The 19,910-nt window shown below is 60.7% G+C and carries 21 protein-coding genes; 13 read left to right on the forward strand and 8 right to left on the reverse strand.

What is annotated here, in order from left to right; translation table 11 throughout:
• Positions 1-69 precede the first annotated feature (69 nt).
• The 4 genes from panD (at position 70) to PL640_RS24000 (ending at position 2,188) form a co-directional block, all read left to right on the forward strand.
• Positions 70-522: an aspartate 1-decarboxylase gene (gene panD / locus PL640_RS23985; protein WP_077768181.1), complete on the forward strand. Its 453-nt coding sequence runs from the start codon at positions 70-72 to the stop codon at positions 520-522.
• A gap of 376 nt (positions 523-898) precedes the next feature.
• The gene (locus PL640_RS23990; protein ID WP_015084482.1) at positions 899-1,207 is read left to right on the forward strand and encodes a DUF736 domain-containing protein; all 309 of its coding nucleotides are present in this window, start codon (positions 899-901) and stop codon (positions 1,205-1,207) included.
• A gap of 319 nt (positions 1,208-1,526) precedes the next feature.
• On the forward strand, positions 1,527-1,691 hold the full coding sequence (locus PL640_RS23995) for a hypothetical protein (RefSeq protein WP_162854301.1): 165 nt from the start codon (positions 1,527-1,529) through the stop codon (positions 1,689-1,691).
• Positions 1,692-2,014: 323 nt separating this feature from the next.
• A complete protein-coding gene (locus PL640_RS24000; protein WP_162854302.1) occupies positions 2,015-2,188 on the forward strand; it encodes a hypothetical protein in 174 nt (57 codons plus the stop codon).
• A gap of 60 nt (positions 2,189-2,248) precedes the next feature.
• Here the strand turns inward: PL640_RS24000 and PL640_RS24005 are convergent, their stop codons facing one another.
• Positions 2,249-2,515: a WGR domain-containing protein gene (locus PL640_RS24005; protein ID WP_306801661.1), complete on the reverse strand. Its 267-nt coding sequence runs from the start codon at positions 2,513-2,515 to the stop codon at positions 2,249-2,251.
• Between the two features lie 407 nt (positions 2,516-2,922).
• Between PL640_RS24005 and PL640_RS24010 the strand changes: the two genes are divergently transcribed.
• The 4 genes from PL640_RS24010 (at position 2,923) to PL640_RS24025 (ending at position 7,386) form a co-directional block, all read left to right on the forward strand.
• Positions 2,923-3,207 carry a hypothetical protein gene (locus PL640_RS24010; RefSeq protein ID WP_077768129.1) on the forward strand — a complete coding sequence of 95 codons (285 nt, stop codon included), beginning with the start codon at positions 2,923-2,925 and terminating at the stop codon, positions 3,205-3,207.
• 57 nt (positions 3,208-3,264) lie between these two features.
• A complete protein-coding gene (locus PL640_RS24015) occupies positions 3,265-4,341 on the forward strand; it encodes a substrate-binding domain-containing protein (RefSeq protein WP_269830112.1) in 1,077 nt (358 codons plus the stop codon).
• 138 nt (positions 4,342-4,479) lie between these two features.
• Complete coding sequence (locus tag PL640_RS24020) at positions 4,480-6,789, forward strand: methyl-accepting chemotaxis protein (protein WP_012475985.1); 2,310 nt, start codon at positions 4,480-4,482, stop codon at positions 6,787-6,789.
• 282 nt (positions 6,790-7,071) lie between these two features.
• Positions 7,072-7,386 carry a hypothetical protein gene (locus tag PL640_RS24025; RefSeq protein WP_077768127.1) on the forward strand — a complete coding sequence of 105 codons (315 nt, stop codon included), beginning with the start codon at positions 7,072-7,074 and terminating at the stop codon, positions 7,384-7,386.
• A 136-nt stretch (positions 7,387-7,522) separates the two neighbouring features.
• On the opposite strand, the gene PL640_RS24030 is transcribed toward PL640_RS24025, so the two are convergent.
• The 4 genes from PL640_RS24030 to traC all read right to left on the reverse strand — a co-directional run bounded on the left by PL640_RS24030 (position 7,523) and on the right by traC (position 10,637).
• Positions 7,523-7,918 carry a thermonuclease family protein gene (locus tag PL640_RS24030; RefSeq protein ID WP_234888144.1) on the reverse strand — a complete coding sequence of 132 codons (396 nt, stop codon included), beginning with the start codon at positions 7,916-7,918 and terminating at the stop codon, positions 7,523-7,525.
• 200 nt (positions 7,919-8,118) lie between these two features.
• Positions 8,119-10,122 carry a Ti-type conjugative transfer system protein TraG gene (gene traG, locus PL640_RS24035; protein WP_012475987.1) on the reverse strand — a complete coding sequence of 668 codons (2,004 nt, stop codon included), beginning with the start codon at positions 10,120-10,122 and terminating at the stop codon, positions 8,119-8,121.
• Positions 10,109-10,324, reverse strand: coding sequence for a type IV conjugative transfer system coupling protein TraD (gene traD, locus PL640_RS24040; RefSeq protein ID WP_012475988.1), 216 nt, complete (start codon positions 10,322-10,324; stop codon positions 10,109-10,111). Before traD ends, traG begins: the two co-directional genes overlap by 14 nt.
• Before the next feature lie 4 nt (positions 10,325-10,328).
• Complete coding sequence (traC, locus tag PL640_RS24045) at positions 10,329-10,637, reverse strand: conjugal transfer protein TraC (RefSeq protein ID WP_012475989.1); 309 nt, start codon at positions 10,635-10,637, stop codon at positions 10,329-10,331.
• A gap of 248 nt (positions 10,638-10,885) precedes the next feature.
• Here traC and traA point away from each other — a divergent pair, with 248 nt between their 5' ends.
• From traA to PL640_RS24065, 4 genes are read left to right on the forward strand one after another with little or no spacing between them, the layout of a single operon-like run.
• A complete protein-coding gene (traA, locus tag PL640_RS24050) occupies positions 10,886-14,212 on the forward strand; it encodes a Ti-type conjugative transfer relaxase TraA (protein WP_012475990.1) in 3,327 nt (1,108 codons plus the stop codon).
• A complete protein-coding gene (gene traF, locus PL640_RS24055; protein WP_012475991.1) occupies positions 14,209-14,775 on the forward strand; it encodes a conjugative transfer signal peptidase TraF in 567 nt (188 codons plus the stop codon). The genes traA and traF overlap by 4 nt, the downstream gene beginning before the upstream one ends.
• Entirely contained in the window at positions 14,765-15,928 is a 1,164-nt protein-coding gene (locus PL640_RS24060) for a conjugal transfer protein TraB (protein WP_012475992.1), read from the forward strand. Before traF ends, PL640_RS24060 begins: the two co-directional genes overlap by 11 nt.
• Positions 15,929-15,939: 11 nt before the next feature.
• Positions 15,940-16,554 (forward strand): TraH family protein, encoded by a 615-nt coding sequence (locus tag PL640_RS24065; protein WP_012475993.1) that lies wholly within the window; start codon positions 15,940-15,942, stop codon positions 16,552-16,554.
• 255 nt (positions 16,555-16,809) lie between these two features.
• Here the strand turns inward: PL640_RS24065 and PL640_RS24070 are convergent, their stop codons facing one another.
• Positions 16,810-17,016: a helix-turn-helix domain-containing protein gene (locus tag PL640_RS24070; protein WP_077768126.1), complete on the reverse strand. Its 207-nt coding sequence runs from the start codon at positions 17,014-17,016 to the stop codon at positions 16,810-16,812.
• A 217-nt stretch (positions 17,017-17,233) separates the two neighbouring features.
• On the opposite strand from PL640_RS24070, the gene PL640_RS24075 reads away from it, so the two are divergent.
• A complete protein-coding gene (locus PL640_RS24075) occupies positions 17,234-17,557 on the forward strand; it encodes a transcriptional repressor TraM (protein WP_012475995.1) in 324 nt (107 codons plus the stop codon).
• A gap of 4 nt (positions 17,558-17,561) precedes the next feature.
• On the opposite strand, the gene PL640_RS24080 is transcribed toward PL640_RS24075, so the two are convergent.
• Positions 17,562-18,266 carry an autoinducer binding domain-containing protein gene (locus PL640_RS24080; protein WP_077768125.1) on the reverse strand — a complete coding sequence of 235 codons (705 nt, stop codon included), beginning with the start codon at positions 18,264-18,266 and terminating at the stop codon, positions 17,562-17,564.
• 345 nt (positions 18,267-18,611) lie between these two features.
• A complete protein-coding gene (gene trbI / locus PL640_RS24085; RefSeq protein ID WP_012475997.1) occupies positions 18,612-19,904 on the reverse strand; it encodes an IncP-type conjugal transfer protein TrbI in 1,293 nt (430 codons plus the stop codon).
• Between the last annotated feature and the right edge of the window lie 6 nt (positions 19,905-19,910).

Genomic DNA, 19,910 nt, shown 5'->3' on the forward strand with positions numbered 1-19,910 from the left:
ATGGGTTGTTGCGGAATGCTGCGTCGCACAAATATAGGATGCGAGGATATCAACTGGAAGGGGCAGGCTGTGGAAAAATACGTGGGCGCGAAGCTGCATGGCATTCGAGTGACCGACGCAAAGCTGAACTACCACGGCTCGATCACGATCGATGCGGACTTCTGCCGGGAGGTCGGTCTGAAACCGCTGGAATATGTGGAAATCTGGAACAAGATGTCCGGAGCAAGGATCAGCACTTACGTGCTCTACGGTGATCCGGGCTCCAGGTGCTGCATTCTTAACGGTGCGGCCGCTCGCACGTGCCAGCAAGGCGATGAGATTATCATCGCGTCCAGCGTCTTTTGCGAAATCGATGACATCATCAAGCTCAAGCCACGCGTGCTGGTCTTCGGAGAAAACAATGAAATCGTCGACAGGATCACCTACGAGGTCTTTCGCCGTGCAGACAATTCTCTCGACATGGCCGTGAGCTCCGAGCTGCCCGACAACAGCTACGGATTTCCGGCCTCCATTTCCGGATAGCCTGATGCAGTCGGACGGCGTCCCTGGACGTTTGCCGATGTGGATTGCCACGACACCGTTTTCGCCTATTGCCGTTGCCCTTCAGGGGAGCCATTGTCCCGTCCCTTTACCTGACGTTAGCGGCGCTCCATTTGCGGGCTCGATGAGGCATGTCTGACCGGAGAGCGGCGTCGCCTCGATCGTCCTCCCGCAACGGCCATTCGAAACTTTCTTCCCCTGCCGACTTCGTCGCCATTCCTCGCGCGACAACAAAGTTGCTCCCGGCCGCCCTCCATTTCATTTCGGCCCTCTGGGTGCGGTCCGATCGTCCCCGGTCCTTGCGACAGCCATCGAGGCCGCAATGGAGCGGCCCGAAACAGCAAAAGGAACTTGGACAATGGCTACCATCGGCACCTTCACCTCCACCGAAAACGGCTTCTCCGGCTCGATCCGCACCCTCGCCCTCAACGTCAAGGCCCGCATCGCCCGCGTCGAAAACCCCTCCGACAAGGGGCCGCACTTCCGCATCTACGCCGGCAACGTCGAGCTCGGCGCCGCCTGGCAGAAGACCTCCGAGCAGGGCCGCGACTATCTCTCGGTCAAGCTCGACGACCCGAGCTTCCCCGCCCCGATCTACGCAACGCTGGCCGAAGTCGAAGGCGAAGATGGCCTGCAGCTGATCTGGTCACGCCCCAACCGCGACTGAGGTTCTCGAGGCTCCGCCGATCCGGCGGAGCCTCTCCCGCCAAAGTGAGAAGCCGGCACCAGGCATCGAGCCAGGTTCCGGCTTTTTGGTGCCATGCGGAAACGGGGATAGCCGCTCAGATTTCCTGATGGTGCCGGGCCGGGCCGACGGCATCAAGGACGAGCGGTTAACCCCCAAATTTCAGGCCCGGTCCTGCGGCCCGATCCAGAAATTCGGCTCCCCCACTCGCCGCCTCCGGCGGTCGCTATCGCGATCCCTGACCCCGCCATCCCGTCCCGCCCTGCGAGCTCGTCTTTCACGAACTCAAGGAGATGAGATCATGACGATCGAACAGCACATCGAAGAACTGCGGGCCGAGCTGAACAACGCATGCGACGCGGCCGAGCGCCGCCAGATCGAGGGCGAGCTTGAACTTGCACGGGCCGAGCTCGCCGTGCAACTGGCCGAGCAGGTCGGCACCATCAAGGCCGAGCCGCCCTTCTGAGGCGGCTTCTCTTCTCATTTCAGAGCCGAGCTTCGTCGGCGATCACCGTCTCCGATTCCAGCGCTTTCCGCCCGAGGAACAACCGCGCCATCGCATCTCTCCTTTCGACACAGCTGTCATCTACGTCAGGGGATGTTGCAGTCCTCGCGTCACGCCGCAACCTTGCGCCACCAGAATTTTCCCCACCGCATGCGGCTCCTCGCCCAGTCAAAATTCAGGCGGCTCCAGGTTCTCCGCTCGCGCTTCGACCGTTCCGGTGCGGCCCTCCTCCGAGGTCTGCTTTCGATCCCCGCGATATCAGCAATTCGAAAGGAGAACCTACCATGCAACAACTCGCAAAGTTCCTTGCAGCCACCGGCCGCCGGCTCGGTAATCTCGGGAGAGTGATCTGTCACTTCTTCCGCAAGGGAAAGCTCGGGCTGAAGCTCGCGATCAAGATTCCGTTCTTCGTCGAGATCGAGCTCAACTTCGAGACCGACTGGAATAGGCGCGAATGACGCGCCATGGCCGCCCTCGGCGGCCCTTTTCCTTCGTTCCGGCTCGGGCGTCATCGTTGGTCAGCTGAGAGGACGCTGGGCAAAAGTCCTCGGTCGATAGCCGCGAGCTCGCTTCTGCCGCGTCAGGTCGAGGAACAGTCTGACCGCTTCTTCCTCCCGCCCGAAATGGTGCACCATCATTTGTCCAGAGGTCCCGATCCGCCCCCAGCGTCGCGTCAGGCAGGTTTCCCCGAAAAGCGATATGGAAATCTGCATGGCGTAAAAGCGGGCCATGTTCTTCGCCGTGTCGGTTCGCTCGATGTAGAGCTGGTAAGGTTGCGTGACCATGTTCGCAGAGTCGCCGATCCGTGCCCGAGCGTCCAACGACAGTTTTGAATCGTTCGAGGCCAACCGATTCATTGCGGTGATGTTTCTCAAAACCTGAGCGATTGTCTGGGCGAGTCGGCGCAGCCGCACGGCTCTAGTCGCTGTGGCTCCCGGAGCCCAGTCGGTCTCCGCGCATTCGCGTGACGATCCTCTCGCGGATGGCACAGGGCCAACCTCGCGCGATCAGTTGCAGTATCCCGAGCGCTCCGGACATGGCCGTGCAAGTCATCCGAGAGTGGATCCGACGACTTCATTCAAACTTTAATTTAATTTTCATTCTCTCTGAATAATTATTATTGCAATCAGGTTCAACTAGGCAAAGCACCTGCGGATCAGGCACTGCAGCGCAATGAGAGAAAGTCAGAGACATGGCAGAAATTATCGACTTCCCCTTGGAGCGCAGCCTCAGCACCGAACAACGTGCACTGATCGACCAGATGGAAGAAGAAGGCGGCCGCTTTCTCAAGGCGACGGAGAGCCTGCTTGGCGTCCTGCGGCAAGCTGAACGTACGCAGAAGGCAATTCTCGCCTACCAAGCCGAGATCAAAGGCCGGAGCGGAGGAACGGCGCAGGTAGCCAGTCGCGAAGCGGGCGACGGTTCCGCAGCTGGCGACTATCGCGGCAGCACTATCCGATATGCATCCGATGACTGAAGTTTTTCGAGTGGGTGACGATCGTCGCCATCGTGGCCATACGTGAGGGGACAGACCGTGCTTGGGTTCGCAAAACAAAAACAATATGCTCTCCTCTTGGGAGCAGCACTCCTCCTTGGCCACAGCGCAAGAGCGCAAGACATAGACTTGATGAACGGGGTGGTAGCCCGCCCTGGTGACAAGGACACAATACCCGCAGAAAAATTCAAGAAGGCGAGCCCCTGGAAAATCGGGATGAGCCACTTTGGCGTCAACGCCAACACATGGGCTGCCCAAATGGCCGCTGAATCGCAAGCCGCTGCCAAGAGTGATCCGCGCATTTCTCAGTTCGTGCTGCTCGACGCCAATCTCAGCCAGGCCAAGCAGATCGCCGATATCGATGAGCTGATCGCCCAGAAGGTCGATGCCATCATCGTGACACCGGTCTCTCCGACCTCCGCAGATGCTGGTATCGAAAAAGCGGTCAATGCCGGCATTCCCGTCATCGTCCATACGGGCCTTACCAAAACCGACAAATTCACCGTCGATATTCAAGGCGGCGGCGAGAACTTCGGAAAGGTCTCGGGAGAGTTCCTGGTCAAGGAACTCGGAGGCAAGGGCAATATCTGGGTCCTGCGCGGACTGCCGACTCATCCCGAAGACATCAACCGCTACAAGGGCCTGCTCGAAGCCATCAAGGGCACCGATATCAAGATCGTGGCCGAAGATGCCGGTCTCTGGTCGTATGATTACGGCCACAAGGTTTGCGAGACCTTCTATCTCGAAAACCCGAAGGTCGACGGCATCTGGTCATCGGGCGCCGACATGAGCCGCGCCTGCATGGATGTCTTCCAGCAATATGGCGCGAAGGTTCCGCCGATCACCGGTGAGGTGAACAACGGATTTCTCCAGAAATGGATCGACAGCGGGGTTGATGCCATCGCCACCGAATACGGGCCGGAACAAGGGGCCGCAGCTGTTCGCGCTGCCGTCGCGCTGCTCGATGGCAAAGCCATTCACAAACGCTATGTCTATGAGCCCGACGGCTGGGACATCCAGAAGGCAAAGGCGAATTACCGCGCTGACCTGTCGGAGAAGTTCTGGATGCCAAGCAGCCTGACCGACACCGATCTTAAGGCCCTGTACGGCAAGTAAGACAAATGCCTGCCCCGCGTTACCGCGGCTCGATGAACGTCAGAAGTCGATGTCATCACGAAACTATTCGAACCACCCCAGCGAGCGTGGCGTGATCAAAGCGCCCACTGTCGCCCCGAATCCAAGGAGCCGTCTTCGATGACACCAGCAACAGCGAAATCCAACGACCGACGTAATTTCGGGATCGCCGGACGCTTGACGGCGGCATTTGTCGGCATTGCTGCCCTCGCCGCCATCGCCGGCGCCTCCTCGTCCTGGTATTCGATGAAAAGTTCCGGCATCGTCAAGGAACTCGGCGATCGAACCCTCCCAACCGTCACCGAATCCCTCGCCTTCGCGCAAGAAAGCGCCATCCTTCTCGCAGAGGCGCCCAATCTCGTCTATGAGCCGGATCTCGCTTCGCTCGACGCAAGTTCGAAGCGCCTGGAAGCCATCCTCGCCGGTCAAAGCGGTCGACTGACGGCTTTGCGCGACCTTGGCGTGGCGCCGGAACTGCTCGATTCGGTCGAGAAGACGAGCCAAAGCCTCGAACCAAAGCTCAATCAGCTGACAGCCATATCTTCCGACCGGATCAAGGCGAAATTCCGCATGCAGGAGGGCGTGGCTCGCGCTCTGTCCCGTTACAAGTCCCTGGCGTCAATGCTCCGCAACGCGCAGGTCGGAGCGGTGGACAGCAGTATCGAGCGATCGCGTGCCCTGACCGATCTCCAGATGGCGGCCGCCGAGATATCGACACTGATATCGGCGATACCGGATGCGTCAGACACCGAACTGGCCGCAGTCAAGGATCAATATGATGCGACTGGCAAGGAGATTGACAGCATCCTCGCGCGGCTGAAAGCTTCAGGCGGTAGTGCTGCGATGCAACAGCTTGTCACGGCTCTCCAGAATGAGGGTGGAGGTCCTGAAGGCCTGTTTGCGCTTCGATCCGCCCAGGCCAAGGTCAACGGTCAGATCGCAGATATGCTGAATGATCTGACGGTGACCTCCATCATCCTTGGCGTCGACGTCAAATTGATCGCGGCGAAGGAAAAGCAGGCCGCCCGAAATGCTGCGGAATTGTCTCGGGGGATGACCCAGCAGACTGTCGCCGTCAATGCGGCAACGAGCTTTCTGGTGATTGCAGCCGCGCTTGCCGCCCTGTTCTACGTCCGGCGTTTCGTGACGCGGCGGCTGATCAGGCTTGCGACGGTCATGGGCCGTATCGCCTCCGGTGATCATTCCACTCAGGTTCCCATGTCCGGTCGCGACGAGATAACGGACATGGCCGGCGCTGTCGAAGTGTTCCGCGCCAATGCGGTCGCCAATATTCGCCTCGAGCAGGAAGCGGAAGAACAGCGAAACCTGACGGAAGACGATCGTCGCCGTAAGGCTGAAAGCGATCGCCTCCGGGCAGAAGCCATGGCCCAAGCCACCCAAGGTCTCGGCAAAGGGCTCAAGCACCTTTCTGCGGGTGATTTGACGTTCCGTCTCTCCGAGCCCTTCGCGGATGAATTCGAGACGCTGCGCGCCGATTTCAATGGCGCGGCCGGCCAGCTTGCCGAGACGCTGCGCTCCGTCGCCGACGCGGCCAACGCCATCGATAGCGGCAGCCGCGAGGTTAGCATCAGCGCCGATGATCTCTCCAAGCGCACCGAGCAGCAGGCCGCGTCGCTGGAAGAAACGGCGGCGGCGCTCGACCAGATCACCGTGAATGTCGCCAATTCTTCCAAGCGGGCCGACGAAGCCCGCAGGATCGCCGCCCAGGCCAATACCAGTGCCTCCCAATCCGGCCAAGTGGTGGCGAGTGCTGTCGACGCCATGGAGAAGATCGAGCAATCGTCGAAGCAGGTCTCCAACATCATCGGCGTCATCGACGAAATCGCGTTCCAGACCAATCTACTTGCGCTCAATGCCGGCGTCGAAGCGGCCCGTGCCGGCGAGGCCGGCAAAGGCTTCGCGGTTGTTGCACAGGAAGTGCGTGAACTCGCGCAACGCTCCGCCAAGGCCGCCAGAGAGATCAAGGAGCTGATCCGCAACTCCTCCGTCGAGGTGGAGAATGGCGTGAAGCTCGTCAGCGAGACCGGGACTGCCCTGAAAACCATCGAGGGCTACATCGTCACCGTCAACCAGCATATGGACTCGATCGCGACATCGGCCCGGGAACAATCGGTCGGTCTCGCGGAGGTGAATACCGCCGTCAACCAGATGGATCAGGTCACGCAGCAGAATGCGGCCATGGTCGAGGAGAGCAATGCGGCGAGCGCGACCCTTGCCGGTGAAGCAGGACGGCTTCGCGACCTGATCAGCCAGTTCCAGTTTGGCGAAGCCATGCGCCGGCCGGCGTCCCTCACCGAGGCGAGCCCATCCAGCCGGCCGGTCGCATCGCCCGCGCGCCGGATCGTCGGCGCCGTCGCCAAGGCCTTTTCCGGCAACGCCGCCGTCAAGCAGACCTGGGAAGAGTTCTGAGCGGAGCTGAAGGTGCACTGACTGAAGGTCTTTTGGCCATCAGAGCTGGCAAGCGGTCGCGTCCTTTTCAGGACGCGGTCCTATCTCTCTCTGACGTCCTATCTTGCACCCGCCGTTCCGGCGTCAATGACATCGCGGCCCCTCCAATTTTCCCCGCACCGCAAGCGGCACAGAGAAAGTCGGTTCCTCCGCTCGCCGCACGGCGGCCGCGTTCAGCGGTCCCTGACCCCTCACGGACTTCGGTGCGGACACTTTTCGCCAGAAAACGAAAAGGAGACCCTGATGACACAGCATCACATCACACAGCCGGTTAGCGAAGAGCGGAAACTTGCGGATCAGCAGCCGACCGGGCTTGAACATCTGCGCAGCAGTTTCGATGCTGAAGTGCACCTTCCCGCCGATATCTCGCGCGAGTTTCTGTCTGCGGCGCTGCTTTGGGCCATCGACAACAAGGTCGATTTCGGTTTGTTCCACGAGCCCGGAAAGATCATCATCGCGCACTTCGGTGGTGATGAGATCTACCTCCCCTCCCGGTGGTCCGACAAACGATGGCACATCGGCCTTGAGGACAAGGAGCCTTTCGACCCGGGCGATTGAAGCCCAGACCAGAGGCGGCTTACCGCCTCTGGTCTTTGCCTTTCGCTTGAGCCGTTCCTGCCGGATCGACCAGCCGAGCCGGCTATGATCCCAAGCCCCATCTCTCTCTCCTGACAGCGGACGATGATGATGGTTGTCATTTCCCCTGGCACCAGCCATGTCGCGCGCCATCCCATGGCCGGGCAAGGCCTTCCTTGATCAAAACATCGCCCAGAGAATTGCCCGCACGCGATACGGTTCGAAGTTTACGTCCATACTTGTCCTCGTCGCGGAAGCCGGCCGACAGCGAAAACTTTCCGGCGTTGAGCAGCGTTAGTAGTCGCGACTTTGCCGCTTCACCTTTGATCCGTTCAGCTTCGCAGCGGGGCGGGCTGAGTTCGGGCGTATCGATGTCGGCGATGCGGATTTTCTTGCCCTCGAACCAGAAGGTGTCGCCGTCGACGACGCAGTTCGTGCGATGGCTGTCGCCGCAGATCACGAACGACGCCGATTGGCTGTCTTGCGCAGGCGCTTTGACGAAAGCCGCAGCGATGTCGAGATGGCCATTGCGATCAAGATAGAGCCAGCCCGCGGCGCCGATCACCACGGCCCAGACAATCGCGGTCGGAAAGCCTCGGCCGCGATCGTGACCATGACGACGCGGCGTCGATCGCGAGTCATTAATGCCGGGACGGTCGTTGGCGACCTTCCGATTTTTCCTGAACGGGATGACGTTCTTTTGCGCCAAGCTTTTCATTCCTCTTCGGCGGCAGAGGTTACAGCCGGTTTGGTTTCATAGGCGTTTACCGCAGACGCCGAATTCGAACCTTCCTTCTCCCTTCCGCCCATCGAATGAAACCGGTTCTCGCCGACGCAGGCTCTCATATCGTTGCGCCGGAACCAGATGGCGCGCCCGCATCTGAGCGGTGCATTGCCGGCCGTGAACACGATCTGCTCGTCGGCCCGCATGCGCAGAACCTCATGCGGCTGGATAAGCGGTCTGGCGGCAAGCTGCTTCGAGCGTGTTCGCGATGATCCCCTTGCCTGGGAACTGCGGCTGACCTGGTCGATCTCGACCGTGGTCATGCCGCAACGTTTCGAGATGTAGTCGGCGGTCTCGGGATCGTTAATTGCGGCGAACGAGATCCAGCTGGCACTCTCGAACCACTTGCTTGCCGCGTCGCGGCCGCCATAGGTTTCGCGCATCTGGCCGATCGACTGATAGATCATCGTCAGCGTGATTCCGTATTTGCGGCCGGCGTCGCGCGCAGTCTCGAGGATCCGCATGTAACCGAGGCGGGCGACCTCATCGAGAAGAAACAGCGCGCGCCCTTCAAGCTTTCCGTCGCGATTATAGATCGCGTTGAGAAGCGAGCCGATGACGACACGCGCAAGACCGGAATGAGTCTCCAACGTCTTGAGGTCGATGTTGATGAAGACGTCGGTATTTCCCGCGGCGATGTCGCTGGTCGAGAATTTCCGTCCGGACACCAGGGCGGCATAATTCGGATAGGAAAGCCAATGCGTTTCCTTGACCGCATTGGCATAGACGCCGGAGAAGGTTTCCGGCGTCATATTGACGAAGGCAGCGACGTTCTCCTTCACGAAATCCGAACCCGAATTGTCGTAGATGTCCTGCAGGCGCTTGCGCAAGGTCGGTTCCGGCTCCGACAGGTTCATGCGCACCCGGCGAAGCGTCTGGTCCTTCTCGTCCATGTGACCGGACAGGCAGACATCGGCGATGAGCGCGGTGAGCAACTGCAGGGCTGACGCGCGAAAGAAGTCGTCACGGACACCGCGCGCGCCGCCGCTGTCGCTCATGATCCACGATGCGACAGAGGCAATATCCTCTTCCTTCGTTCCGCCGAAACGGCCGACCCAGTCCAGCACGTTGAAGCCCATGTCCGACTTCCTCGGGTCGAGGACGAACACGTCCCTTCCCGCTCCGCCGCGATGCGCGGAGACCATCGGGGCGACCTCGTTCGACGGATCGAGCACGATCAGCGTGCCGCCCCATTTGAGTGCCGTCGGGATGGTCACCGACGTCGTCTTGAAACCACCGGACCCCGCAAAGACGATCCCGTGCGACGAGCCGAATGAGCCATCGAAGCACAGCAACGGCGACTTGCCGCCGGCGCCCCAGGTCTCCGCGCTATCGGCTCGAAATGCCAATGCCGCGACGCTGTCCTTGTCGACCCGATAGCGCTCGCCGATGACGATGCCGCCGGAATCGGAAAACAGCTTCGCCGCCTCTGGCGGCTTCATCCAGTCGGCTTCGCCATGCAGTGCCCTCTTGCCCTGAATGCGCTTTGGCTCGGCCCTTGCGAATGCCGCATTGCCGATGAACGCAACGCGGAGTGCGAAGCAGGCACACATGAACGCTGCGCCTACTCCAATCGACGTTGCCGGATCGAGATAGGCGAAGACCGTCTTGCCGGTTGGCAGCGTCTTCGTGAAAGCGGCAAGGCGTATGGTTTCGCGGGTAGCCGCGATCAGGATCGTTCCACTGCATCCCGCAACGACGCCCCAGCCTGCCTGCTTGATGCTGATCGCGCCGGCACTTGCGAACAAGAACACGATACCGATCGCCGCGCTGGCGACATAGGGCAGCGCGATGCCCGCACGCCCCCATGCCAAGCGTGCGGCCTCGGTCTTCCCGAAGCCGGAAATCCACTGCTCGATCCCCGTCATCCCGATGACGACCAGGATCATCAGCGCCGCCGGCCCGACGACGAGCGCAATCCTATTGATCGTCATTGCCAAAGGCCTCCGCGCCGATTGCCGTGAGCCTGGATCGCTCGCCCTCATCACCCTTGATTCGGCGGGCGACATCGATCAGCGCGCCCAGCAACAGCGCGCGCTTCTCGTAACGCAGCCCGGCCTTGACGATCAGGCCGCCGAGCTCGATCTTTTCCCGCGTTTCCTTCTTGCGGGCGTCGGATGTCATCGTCCTCGCCATACGCTCAAGCCTCGCCAGTGCTGCCCGCGCCCGCACCAGAGGAGTCCGCCGGCGTCGACGTTGCGCCGCTGCTATCGCCGGCACCCTTTTTCCCTCCGTTCGTAGCGCCCTTCCCTCCCCCTTGGCCTCCGCGAAACCGCGTCGCCACTTCCTCGAAAGCGGCCTGCAGCTCCCCTTCCTCAATCTCGATCTCGCCAAGGCCGGCCTTGAGCGCGATCCGGCCGATCCGCTCGGCTTCTCTTGTCTCGGCGACCTTGAGCTGCTCCTGCAACTTGGCGATTTCGTCGCGGATTTTCGAGGCAGGTTTTTTCATGTCCGATCGTCTCCATGGCTGAGAAAGCTTGTCTTTCGAAGCCAGTCTTTCCGAACGGAGTGCGGAACGCACTACTGTGAATCCTACAATCGCCAAGGGCGATTCTTTGGTGAATGATCCCGGCCGTTCCGAAGGAGCGGCTTCCAAGGGCGCAATTATACGTCGCTCACGCGACGCCCTTGCTTGGTCCGGCCTCCCGCTCCCGACGAACCCGTTGATTTCGTTTGCAACCGGGAAAGAACTCCGCCGTGGCCGTCCCCCATTTCTCCGTCAGCGTCGTCGCCCGCGGCTCCGGCCGCAGCGCTGTCCTGTCGGCGGCCTACCGGCACTGCGCGAAAATGGAATACGAGCGGGAAGCGCGAACGATCGATTACACCCGCAAGCTGGGGCTGTTGCACGAAGAGTTTGTGATTCCGGCAGACTCGCCCGAATGGGTGCGCAGCATGATTGCAGATCGCTCAGTCGCGGGAGCATCCGAAGCCTTCTGGAACAAGGTGGAGGCATTCGAGAAGCGATCCGATGCGCAGCTCGCCAAGGATGTCACCATTGCCCTGCCGCTCGAGCTGACATCCGAGCAGAATATCGCTCTCATGCGCGACTTTGTGGAGAGGCACATCACGGCGAAGGGGATGGTCGCCGACTGGGTCTATCACGACGCCCCCGGCAATCCGCATGTCCACCTGATGACGACATTGCGGCCGCTCACCGAAGATGGGTTCGGTTCGAAGAAGGTCGCTGTGCTCGGTCGGGACGGCAAACCGATCCGCAATGATGCAGGCAAGATCGTCTATGACCTGTGGGCCGGTAGCACTGAGGACTTCAACGCTTTCCGCGACGGCTGGTTTGCCTGCCAGAACAAACATCTGGCGCTCGCCGGCCTCGATATTCGCATCGATGGCCGCTCCTTCGAAAAGCAGGGTATCGACCTCGAGCCGACCATTCACCTCGGCGTCGGCGCCAAAGCCATCGAGCGCAAGGCCGAGCAATCCGACGGGAAGCAGGAGACCGCGCCTCCCAAACTCGAACGCATCGAGCTTCAGGAAGCTCGTCGTAGCGAGAATGCACGCCGCATCCAGCGCCGCCCCGAGATCGTGCTTGAGCTGATCACGCGGGAGAAGAGCGTCTTCGACGAACGTGATGTTGCGAAGGTGTTGTATCGCTATATCGACGATGCCCGTCTCTTCCAAAGCCTGATGGTGAGGATTCTGCAGAGCCCGGAAGCGCTCAGGCTCGAGCGCGAGCGAATGAATCTTGCGACCGGGGTCCGAGAGCTGGCGAAATACACGACCCGGGAGATGATCCGGCTTGAAGCCGAGATGGCCAACCGCGCTATCTGGCTTTCCGCTCGCGCCTCCCATGGTGTCCGTGAGGCGGTGCTGCAGGCGACCTTTGCACGCCATTCTCGTCTATCGGATGAGCAGCGGACGGCGATCGAACATGTCGCCGGCGGAGAGAGGATCGCCGCCGTGATTGGTCGTGCCGGCGCCGGCAAGACGACGATGATGAAGGCTGCCCGTGAGGCGTGGGAAGCAGCCGGCTATCGTGTGGTCGGCATAGCACTGGCCGGCAAAGCAGCCGAGGGATTGGAGAAGGAAGCGGGCATCCCATCGCGCACGCTGTCGTCGTGGGAGCTTCGCTGGAACCAGGGTCGCAACCAGCTCGACAACAAGACTGTCATCGTACTCGACGAGGCCGGCATGGTGTCGTCACGGCAGATGGCGCTGTTGGTCGAGACGGTGACCAAGGCCGGCGCCAAACTTGTCCTCGTCGGCGATCCCGAACAACTCCAGCCGATCGAAGCGGGTGCCGCCTTTCGCGCCATTGCCGCTCGCATCGGCTATGCCGAACTCGAAACGATCTACCGTCAGCGCCAGCAATGGATGCGCGATGCCTCGCTCGATCTCGCTCGTGGCAATATCCGCAAGGCTGTCGACGCCTATACCGCTCATGGTCGAATGATTGGCTTGAGACTGAAGGACGAGGCGGTCGAGAGCCTGATCGCAGCGTGGGACCGCGACTACGACCCCTCGAAGACCAGCCTGATCCTCGCGCACCTTCGCCGTGATGTGCGAATGCTCAACGATATGGCGCGCGCCAAGTTGGTCGAACGCGGTGTCGTCGCAGAAGGATTTGCATTCAAGACGGAGGACGGACACCGCAAATTTGCGCCGGGAGATCAGATCGTGTTCCTCAAGAACGAGGGCAGCCTCGGCGTTAAGAACGGCATGCTCGCAAAGGTGCTCAAAGCCGCTCCTGGCCGGGTCGTCGCCGAGGTTGGTGAAGGAGAGCACCGCCGTCAGGTTACTATCGAGCAGCGCTTCTACAACAATCTCGATCACGGTTATGCCACGACGATCCACAAGAGCCAGGGGGCGACCGTCGACCGGGTGAAGGTGCTTGCGTCACTGTCGCTCGACCGGCATCTGACCTACGTCGCGATGACCCGCCATCGTGAAGATCTCGCCGTCTACTACGGCAGTCGCTCCTTCGCGAAATCCGGCGGCCTCATCCCGATCCTATCGCGCCGAAACGCCAAGGAGACGACCCTCGATTACGAGCAGGCGTCGTTCTATCGCCAGGCGCTGCGCTTCGCGGAAGCCCGGGGCCTGCACCTCATGAATGTCGCCCGGGCGGTCGCGCGCGATCGCCTGGAATGGACCATTCGGCAGAAACAGAAGCTGGTCGGCCTCGGCGCCCGTCTTGCCGCAATTGCAACGAAACTCGGTTTCGTCGGCAACTTCAAAAACTCCCCAATCCAGAACCCGATCAAGGAGGCCAAGCCCATGGTGTCAGGCATCACCACCTTCCCTAAATCGTTCGAGCAGGCTGTCGAGGACAAGCTCGCCGCCGACCCCGGCCTCAAGAAACAATGGGAGGACGTCTCGACCCGCTTCCACCTCGTCTACGCGCAGCCGGAGGCTGCCTTCAAGGCAATCAATGTCGACGCGATGGTCAAGGACCAATCGGTCGCGAAGTCCACTCTCGCGAAGGTCGCCGACGCCCCCGAAAGTTTCGGTACGCTAAAGGGCAAGCCCGGTCTTCTTGCCAGCCGTGCCGAGAAGCAGGACCGGGAAAAAGCCATCGCCAATGTCCCGGCACTTGGCCGCAATCTTGAACGCTATCTTCGTGAGCGGGCCGAGGCCGAATTGAAGCATGAGACGGAGGAGCGCGCGGTCCGGCTCAAGGTTTCGGTCGACATCCCTGCGCTCTCGCCAGCGGCCAAGCAGATGCTCGAACGCGTCCGCGATGCCATCGATCGCAACGATCTCCCTGCCGGCCTTGAATATGCGTTGGCCGACAAAATGGTGAAAGCTGAACTCGAAGGTTTCGCGAAGGCTGTGTCCGAGCGTTTCGGAGAACGGACCTTCCTGCCTCTCGCCGCGAAAGACACCAACGGCAAGGCCTTCGAGACCGTTACAGCGGGCATGACGGCTGGCCAGAAGGCTGAGGTCCAGTCTGCGTGGAATTCCATGCGGACGGTCCAGCAGCTTGCCGCTCATGAACGAACGACGGAGGCGCTTAAGCAGGCTGAGACACTGCGCCAGACGAAGAGCCAAGGGCTCTCCCTGAAATGACGGCGGCAGCTAGAGCGCGCCAGGCGATAACCGCGCAACAACGACGAGCGGCCGTGATCCTCTCGGCCACGACGTTGGCCGCTATCGTGCTGGTGGCGACTGCCCTCGCCGGCGGTTATCGCATCAATCTGACCCCGAGCGAGCCACTCGGCCTGTGGCGTATCGTTCCGCTCGGTCGCCCCGTTGCTGTCAGTGACCTAGTGTTCGTTTGCCCACCGGCAACCGCGGAAATGCGGGAGGCGCGAGCGCGCGACTATCTCCGTTCCGGTTCCTGCCCGGGTGGCGTCGCCCCGTTGATCAAGACGGTGATCGCCGTCGCAGGCCAGCATGTCGAAATCGGCGCCAGCGTGATTGTCGATGGGCGGGTGGTTGCCTCTTCCAGCCTCGCGCCACGAGACGGAAAGGGGCGGCCGCTGGCGCCGTTTCCGAGTGGCATCGTTCCGCCAGGACATCTCTTCCTGCATTCGGCGTTCCCGGGCTCCTTCGACTCCCGGTACTTCGGTCCGGTGCCCGCTTCAGGCATTCTCGGCCTAGCGCAGGAGATCCTCACCTATGCGCCGTGAGTTTCTTCGGGCGACGCAGCTGATAGTCGCTTCGATCGCGATCGGCGTGGTGGGCTGGAGCGGCCACGCGTTGCTTCTGCCCGTCGCCCTGGCGTTTCCCGTTCTTTGGTCGATGGCGCAAACGAGGGCGGTCGCGGCCCTTGTCTCGGCCAGCTATTTTCTGGCCGCATCTCGTGGCCTGCCGCAAGGCGTCGCTGCCTTCTATTCGTCTGATATCTGGCCGGGGCTGCTCCTCTGGCTGTGCGCGTCCTCGAGCTTCGTCGCCGTGCATACGGTCCTGTGGACCGGGATCGCCGGCATTCGTCCGTTCCGCTATCTCCTTGCGGCCGTCATCATGGCCGTCCCGCCGTTCGGCATCACGGGCTGGGCGCATCCTGTCACGGCCGCTGGAGTTTTGTTTCCGGGATGGGGATGGTGGGGACTGGGCTGGATGACAGCTGGCCTTGCGGGCCTCGTAACCCGCATATGGCCAGCTGTCGCCATCGCCTTGACCGGCTTTTGGCTATGGTCCGCCGCAATCTGGACCGACCCGAGACTACCGGAAGCCTGGCGCGGCGTCGATCTGGAAATGGGCGCTTCGCTTGGCCGCGACACCGGTCTTCGACGCCAGCATGACCTGATCGCAACGGTGCGCGACGCTGCCGGCGATGGCACCCGCTTTGTGGTGTTGCCAGAAAGTGCGCTCGGCTTCTGGACGCCGACCGTGGAGCGTCTATGGACGGGCGCACTTGCCGATGGCGATGCCACCGTCATCGCCGGCGCCGTGGTAGTCGACGCAGACGGCTACGACAATGTCCTCGTCTCGATCGACGGCAAGGGTCGCCGCATCCTTTATCGCGAACGCATGCCGGTTCCCGGCTCGATGTGGCAGCCATGGCGATCCTGGTTTGGGGAGAGCGGCGGCGCCCGGGCGGATTTCTTCGCGAACCCAATCGTCACTATCGGTGCCGGCCGGGCCGCACCACTGATCTGCTACGAGCAACTGATCGTTTGGCCGGTCCTGCAGTCGATGCTGCACGATCCGGACGCCATCCTCGCCGTCGGAAACGGCTGGTGGACCGAAGGCACGTCGATCATTGCCATACAGCGCGCCGCGACTACCGCCTGGGTAAAACTCTTCGCAAAGCCGCTCGTCATTGCCTTTAACACCTGAAAGGAGACACTATGCTGGACGCCGCCCTGATCAAAGAATGCGCCGACCCTTCCCTAAAACCCGCGATCGTCGAACGGTTCGTGGTATCAGCAGGCTCGGCTGATCCCCTCGCCGTCACCGTCAAATCCGGTGGCCGTTTGATCCTCGTGCCAAAAGCTGCGTCGGCTGACGAGGCGATGGTGATCGTGCGGCAATATGCTGGTCAGGCGGTGGTCCGCGTCGGTCTCACGCAGTTTCCCGCCGGCGTTGGCGTCAAGGAAGCGAGTGATCTCAAACCGGACCTCGTCGATGCCTGCCAGAACCTCCGCAAAGGCACGGCGATGTTCGCCAAGGTGCTCCGGATCGTCGCGAAATGGTATGGCAACCCGACGAGCAAAGATGTCTTCCCGCAGATCTTCGAGGATGCGGTCTACGCATGGAAGACCGGCGAGTTCGAGGGCGTCAGTGTGTTTCAGGCGGAGGATCCGGGAACGGCAGTTGAAGTGCCGCAGCAAAGCGAGGAGAAGATCCCCGACGAGGAAGAGAGCGCCGAACCGAAACCAGGAGAGCAAGAGCCTGAGACGGTGCAGGATGTTGGCCGAGCGGGGATGCGGATCGACCTCTCACACATTGGAGGCCAAAAATAGATTGACTTCGTTTCGCCGGGGGCAGCGAGGCGAGTATTGAGGTTCAAAGCAGAAAATTAGTGTAACTCAAATGCATGATATTAGTGTTTGTCGGAACGCCCCGCACGAACGTGGTGTTCGAGTTGATCAAAGCACCAGCACAGCCATCCACGAAAGAACGGCCGCGCGGAAATACGATTAGAGCAGATTCATGCCCGGCTGCGTCATAACGGGGCCTCAAGGGCAGCAACTAGCAGTCAGCACGCGCGCGTCTACTCATCTCGTCACAAGCACGGCAGGTTCGACGCCCAGTGCCTCTGCGATTTGGCCAAGGACGGTGACGGTCGCCGACATCTCGGCACGCTCGATTGCTCCGACATGGCGGACACTGAGGCCCGTACGGTGGGCCACTTCCTCCTGCGTCAATTGTTTGCCATGACGGATTCGACGCATATTGATCGCCATGACCTCCTTGAGATCCATGACGCGAGCGGAACCTGAATCGGAACTATTATTCCAGGAACTATAGTTCCGATTCGTCACGGCGCGTGATATTGCTCGTCCAGGCCGTCACAAGTTACCTTGGGATATAGGGTATATGAACTTCTGAAAGACAGGCCGTGCAGTTATGGCCTATGCGGTATAATGCTCACCAGGATTTGGCTTTCGAGCGGCAAATGAAGAAATTAAGGGGAAGCGGATGAAGGACGTGAACTTATCCGAGACAAAACACGAAACCAAACCGATGGGATCCTGTTTACGTTCAATGGAAAAATCAGAACTAGAGGCGCTTGCTATATCTGCAATCCGAGAGCACCGCCGGCTTATAGTCGCCGACGAAGCTGTTTATGAGGAATGGACCCGCGCGTCCGCCGACCCCTCGGTTTCGAGCGCCGTGCTCGAAAGCTTGCAGCAAGAGTATGCCGCGCGGCAAAGGAAATCCGAAGCCCAGCAGGAAGAGCTTTCGGAGATCATCGATGTGCTCGGCTACATCCCCGAGGTTCCGCTCGATGGCGATGAATGACCCCTCAAACCAAGCCGTGATCTTTAGCGATCGCGACTAGATGTGGAACGGTCGCCGCGTCAAGTTTCTCGCGCGCTTTATCGAGGTAGTGCTGCACCGTCCTCGCGTTGATCCCCGTCAACATTGCGGTTTCCGGGGCACTTTTGCCCTTTGCTGCCCACATGAGGCACATCGCTTCCCTTGGCGAGAGTAGCCGCTTCGGAGCGATTATCGTCGTCGAAGCGATAATCTTCAGGCGGTAATGGATTGCAAGGACCGTCCGGACGGCTTTCTGGGCGTCCAGCAGTTTGGCTTTCTCGACTTTCTTCTCCGACGAGGCAAAGGTCAGCATCATCGTCGACCCGAAACTCCCTTCGACCGGAATCGTCAGCCCACTGCGAATGCCGTGCTCGATCGCCTGGTCGCGAAACCGTCTCAGCTCCGAGGTGCCACGAGCCGGCCAATCATCGGCCGTCCAGTAGAACATCTCCATGCGACGCTTGGCTTCCGTGATGACGGGGTCGATGCGCGAATATTGGCCGCCAAGATAGATATCCTGCCATTCCTCCGGATAGGAGTTGAATGTGCGGATTTCCAGGCCCTCGGTCTGAAGATACGCAAAACGTTCGAAGCCATGGGAGTTTGCGAAGCTTTTCAGGGCGCCCTTGATCATGCGTTCATCGTGCGCAGCTTCCGTCATATCGATTAAAGAGCGAAGGTCTCCGTCCACGGACTTGTCTCCTCTTGCGCAGCTGCGAGCCTCCCACCCGTCGCGCCTACCACGCGCCGCGAGTTACCTGGTGCCACCGTTCGGCCAGCCGGAGCCATACGGAACATCGGACCGTGGCTGCGAATTCCGTGTCCCCATTCGTTTCCGATGAAAACGCAGTTGCCTTCTGCCGAAGCATATCCACGGCCGTTGCAACTGGTTTTCTACTCACCTCTACCGAGTATTCAAGGCCTCTTCATCTAAAATATGACAATTTGAGAGAAGATTTTGGCGAGCGCTGATTTCTGAGCGCGGATGGATCGCTCCACCCGACGAAACGACGGGCGGAGCAGCGTTCGAGATGGGTTAGCGCCCGCTATAAATGGATGGAAAGATGATATCCTGGTCCGCGAGAACGTTGAACTTATAGCCAGGACGGATGCGAATCGTCGGCTGAACGTTGAGGTTCTTCGAGATTGTCTGTTCTGTGACGCGACCGAAGCTTTCGGCAAAATTCCGCCGTGCTGCATCCGATGCCGTGTCCTGGGTGGCCAATGTTGAACTCTCCGGCATCGACATGTCGATCCCCGTCCCGATGATTGCCACCAGAGCTGCGGAACCGAACGTCCTCCAGAGATGGCGGTCAACCTTGTCCTGGAAGCCGCCATACCCCTCGGCGTCCGTGCCGGCCATGCCGCCGATCTGCAGGGTGGATCCATTGGGAAAAATAAGGTCAGTCCAGACGACGAGAACACGCTCCTGGCCGAATGAGACCTTGGAATCATAGCGACCGAACAGCTTTGCGCCCTGCGGGATAAGGAGGCGATAGCCGCTCGCGCTGTCGTAGACATTCTGGCTGACCTGCGCGGTAATCCGCCCTGGCAGGTCGGAATTGAGGCCGGTGATCAAGGTGGCGGGAATGACCGAGCCGCGCTTCAGTTCGTAGGGTGACATCTGCGGCACGACCTGGTTTGGCAGGTAGCCGAGATCCTTGATGTCCTGATTGAAAAAATCCTCCTTCGACGGCTGTCCGTTCTGATCGACGTTTTGGCCCATCAGGCCGGATTTCATGGCGGCGGCATAAAGGTCCGACGCACTGTTGACGGCTGCATTTGTCGGCTGGCGGCCGCTGTCATTGGTGGAGGTTGCCTTCTCGAAGTCTCCGATGTCTACCTTCAGCGGCGAATCGAGCGCCGTAGCGCGAGCCTGGAGGCGAGCCATCCGCTGGCGCTGCGCTTCCCGGATATACTGCTCGTCCTGCTCCCGCTTCAGGCGAGCCTTCCACTCCTCCTCGGATTCGAGCGAGCGTCTCTCCTGTCGGTCATTCGGCCGGCGTTCAACGGCGGTCTCCTGTTTCTCGACCTTCTGCTCGACGACAGGGGTCGGTTGAAACACTTCCTGCTTCTCCGGCTCGCCGATGATGCCGTCGGTGACACCCCGTTTGAGCTGGTCGCCGAAGCTGGTCGCCGGGGTGTTGGAAGCCCCCTCGATGTCGCCTCGATGGAAGGACAGCCCCCGCAGCGACAGGCCGATCACGACGACGCCAACGAAGAGCGCGACGACGATGATGGCGATGATGATCGGCAGGCGGTTGAGCCGGCGCATGCCATTCTGATCGTCGGACTGGGCTGGCGCGCCAAGTTGGAGCGACTGGACCATATTGCT

Source organism: Agrobacterium sp. ST15.16.024 (assembly GCF_027956545.1).
Taxonomy (GTDB): domain Bacteria; phylum Pseudomonadota; class Alphaproteobacteria; order Rhizobiales; family Rhizobiaceae; genus Agrobacterium; species Agrobacterium cucumeris.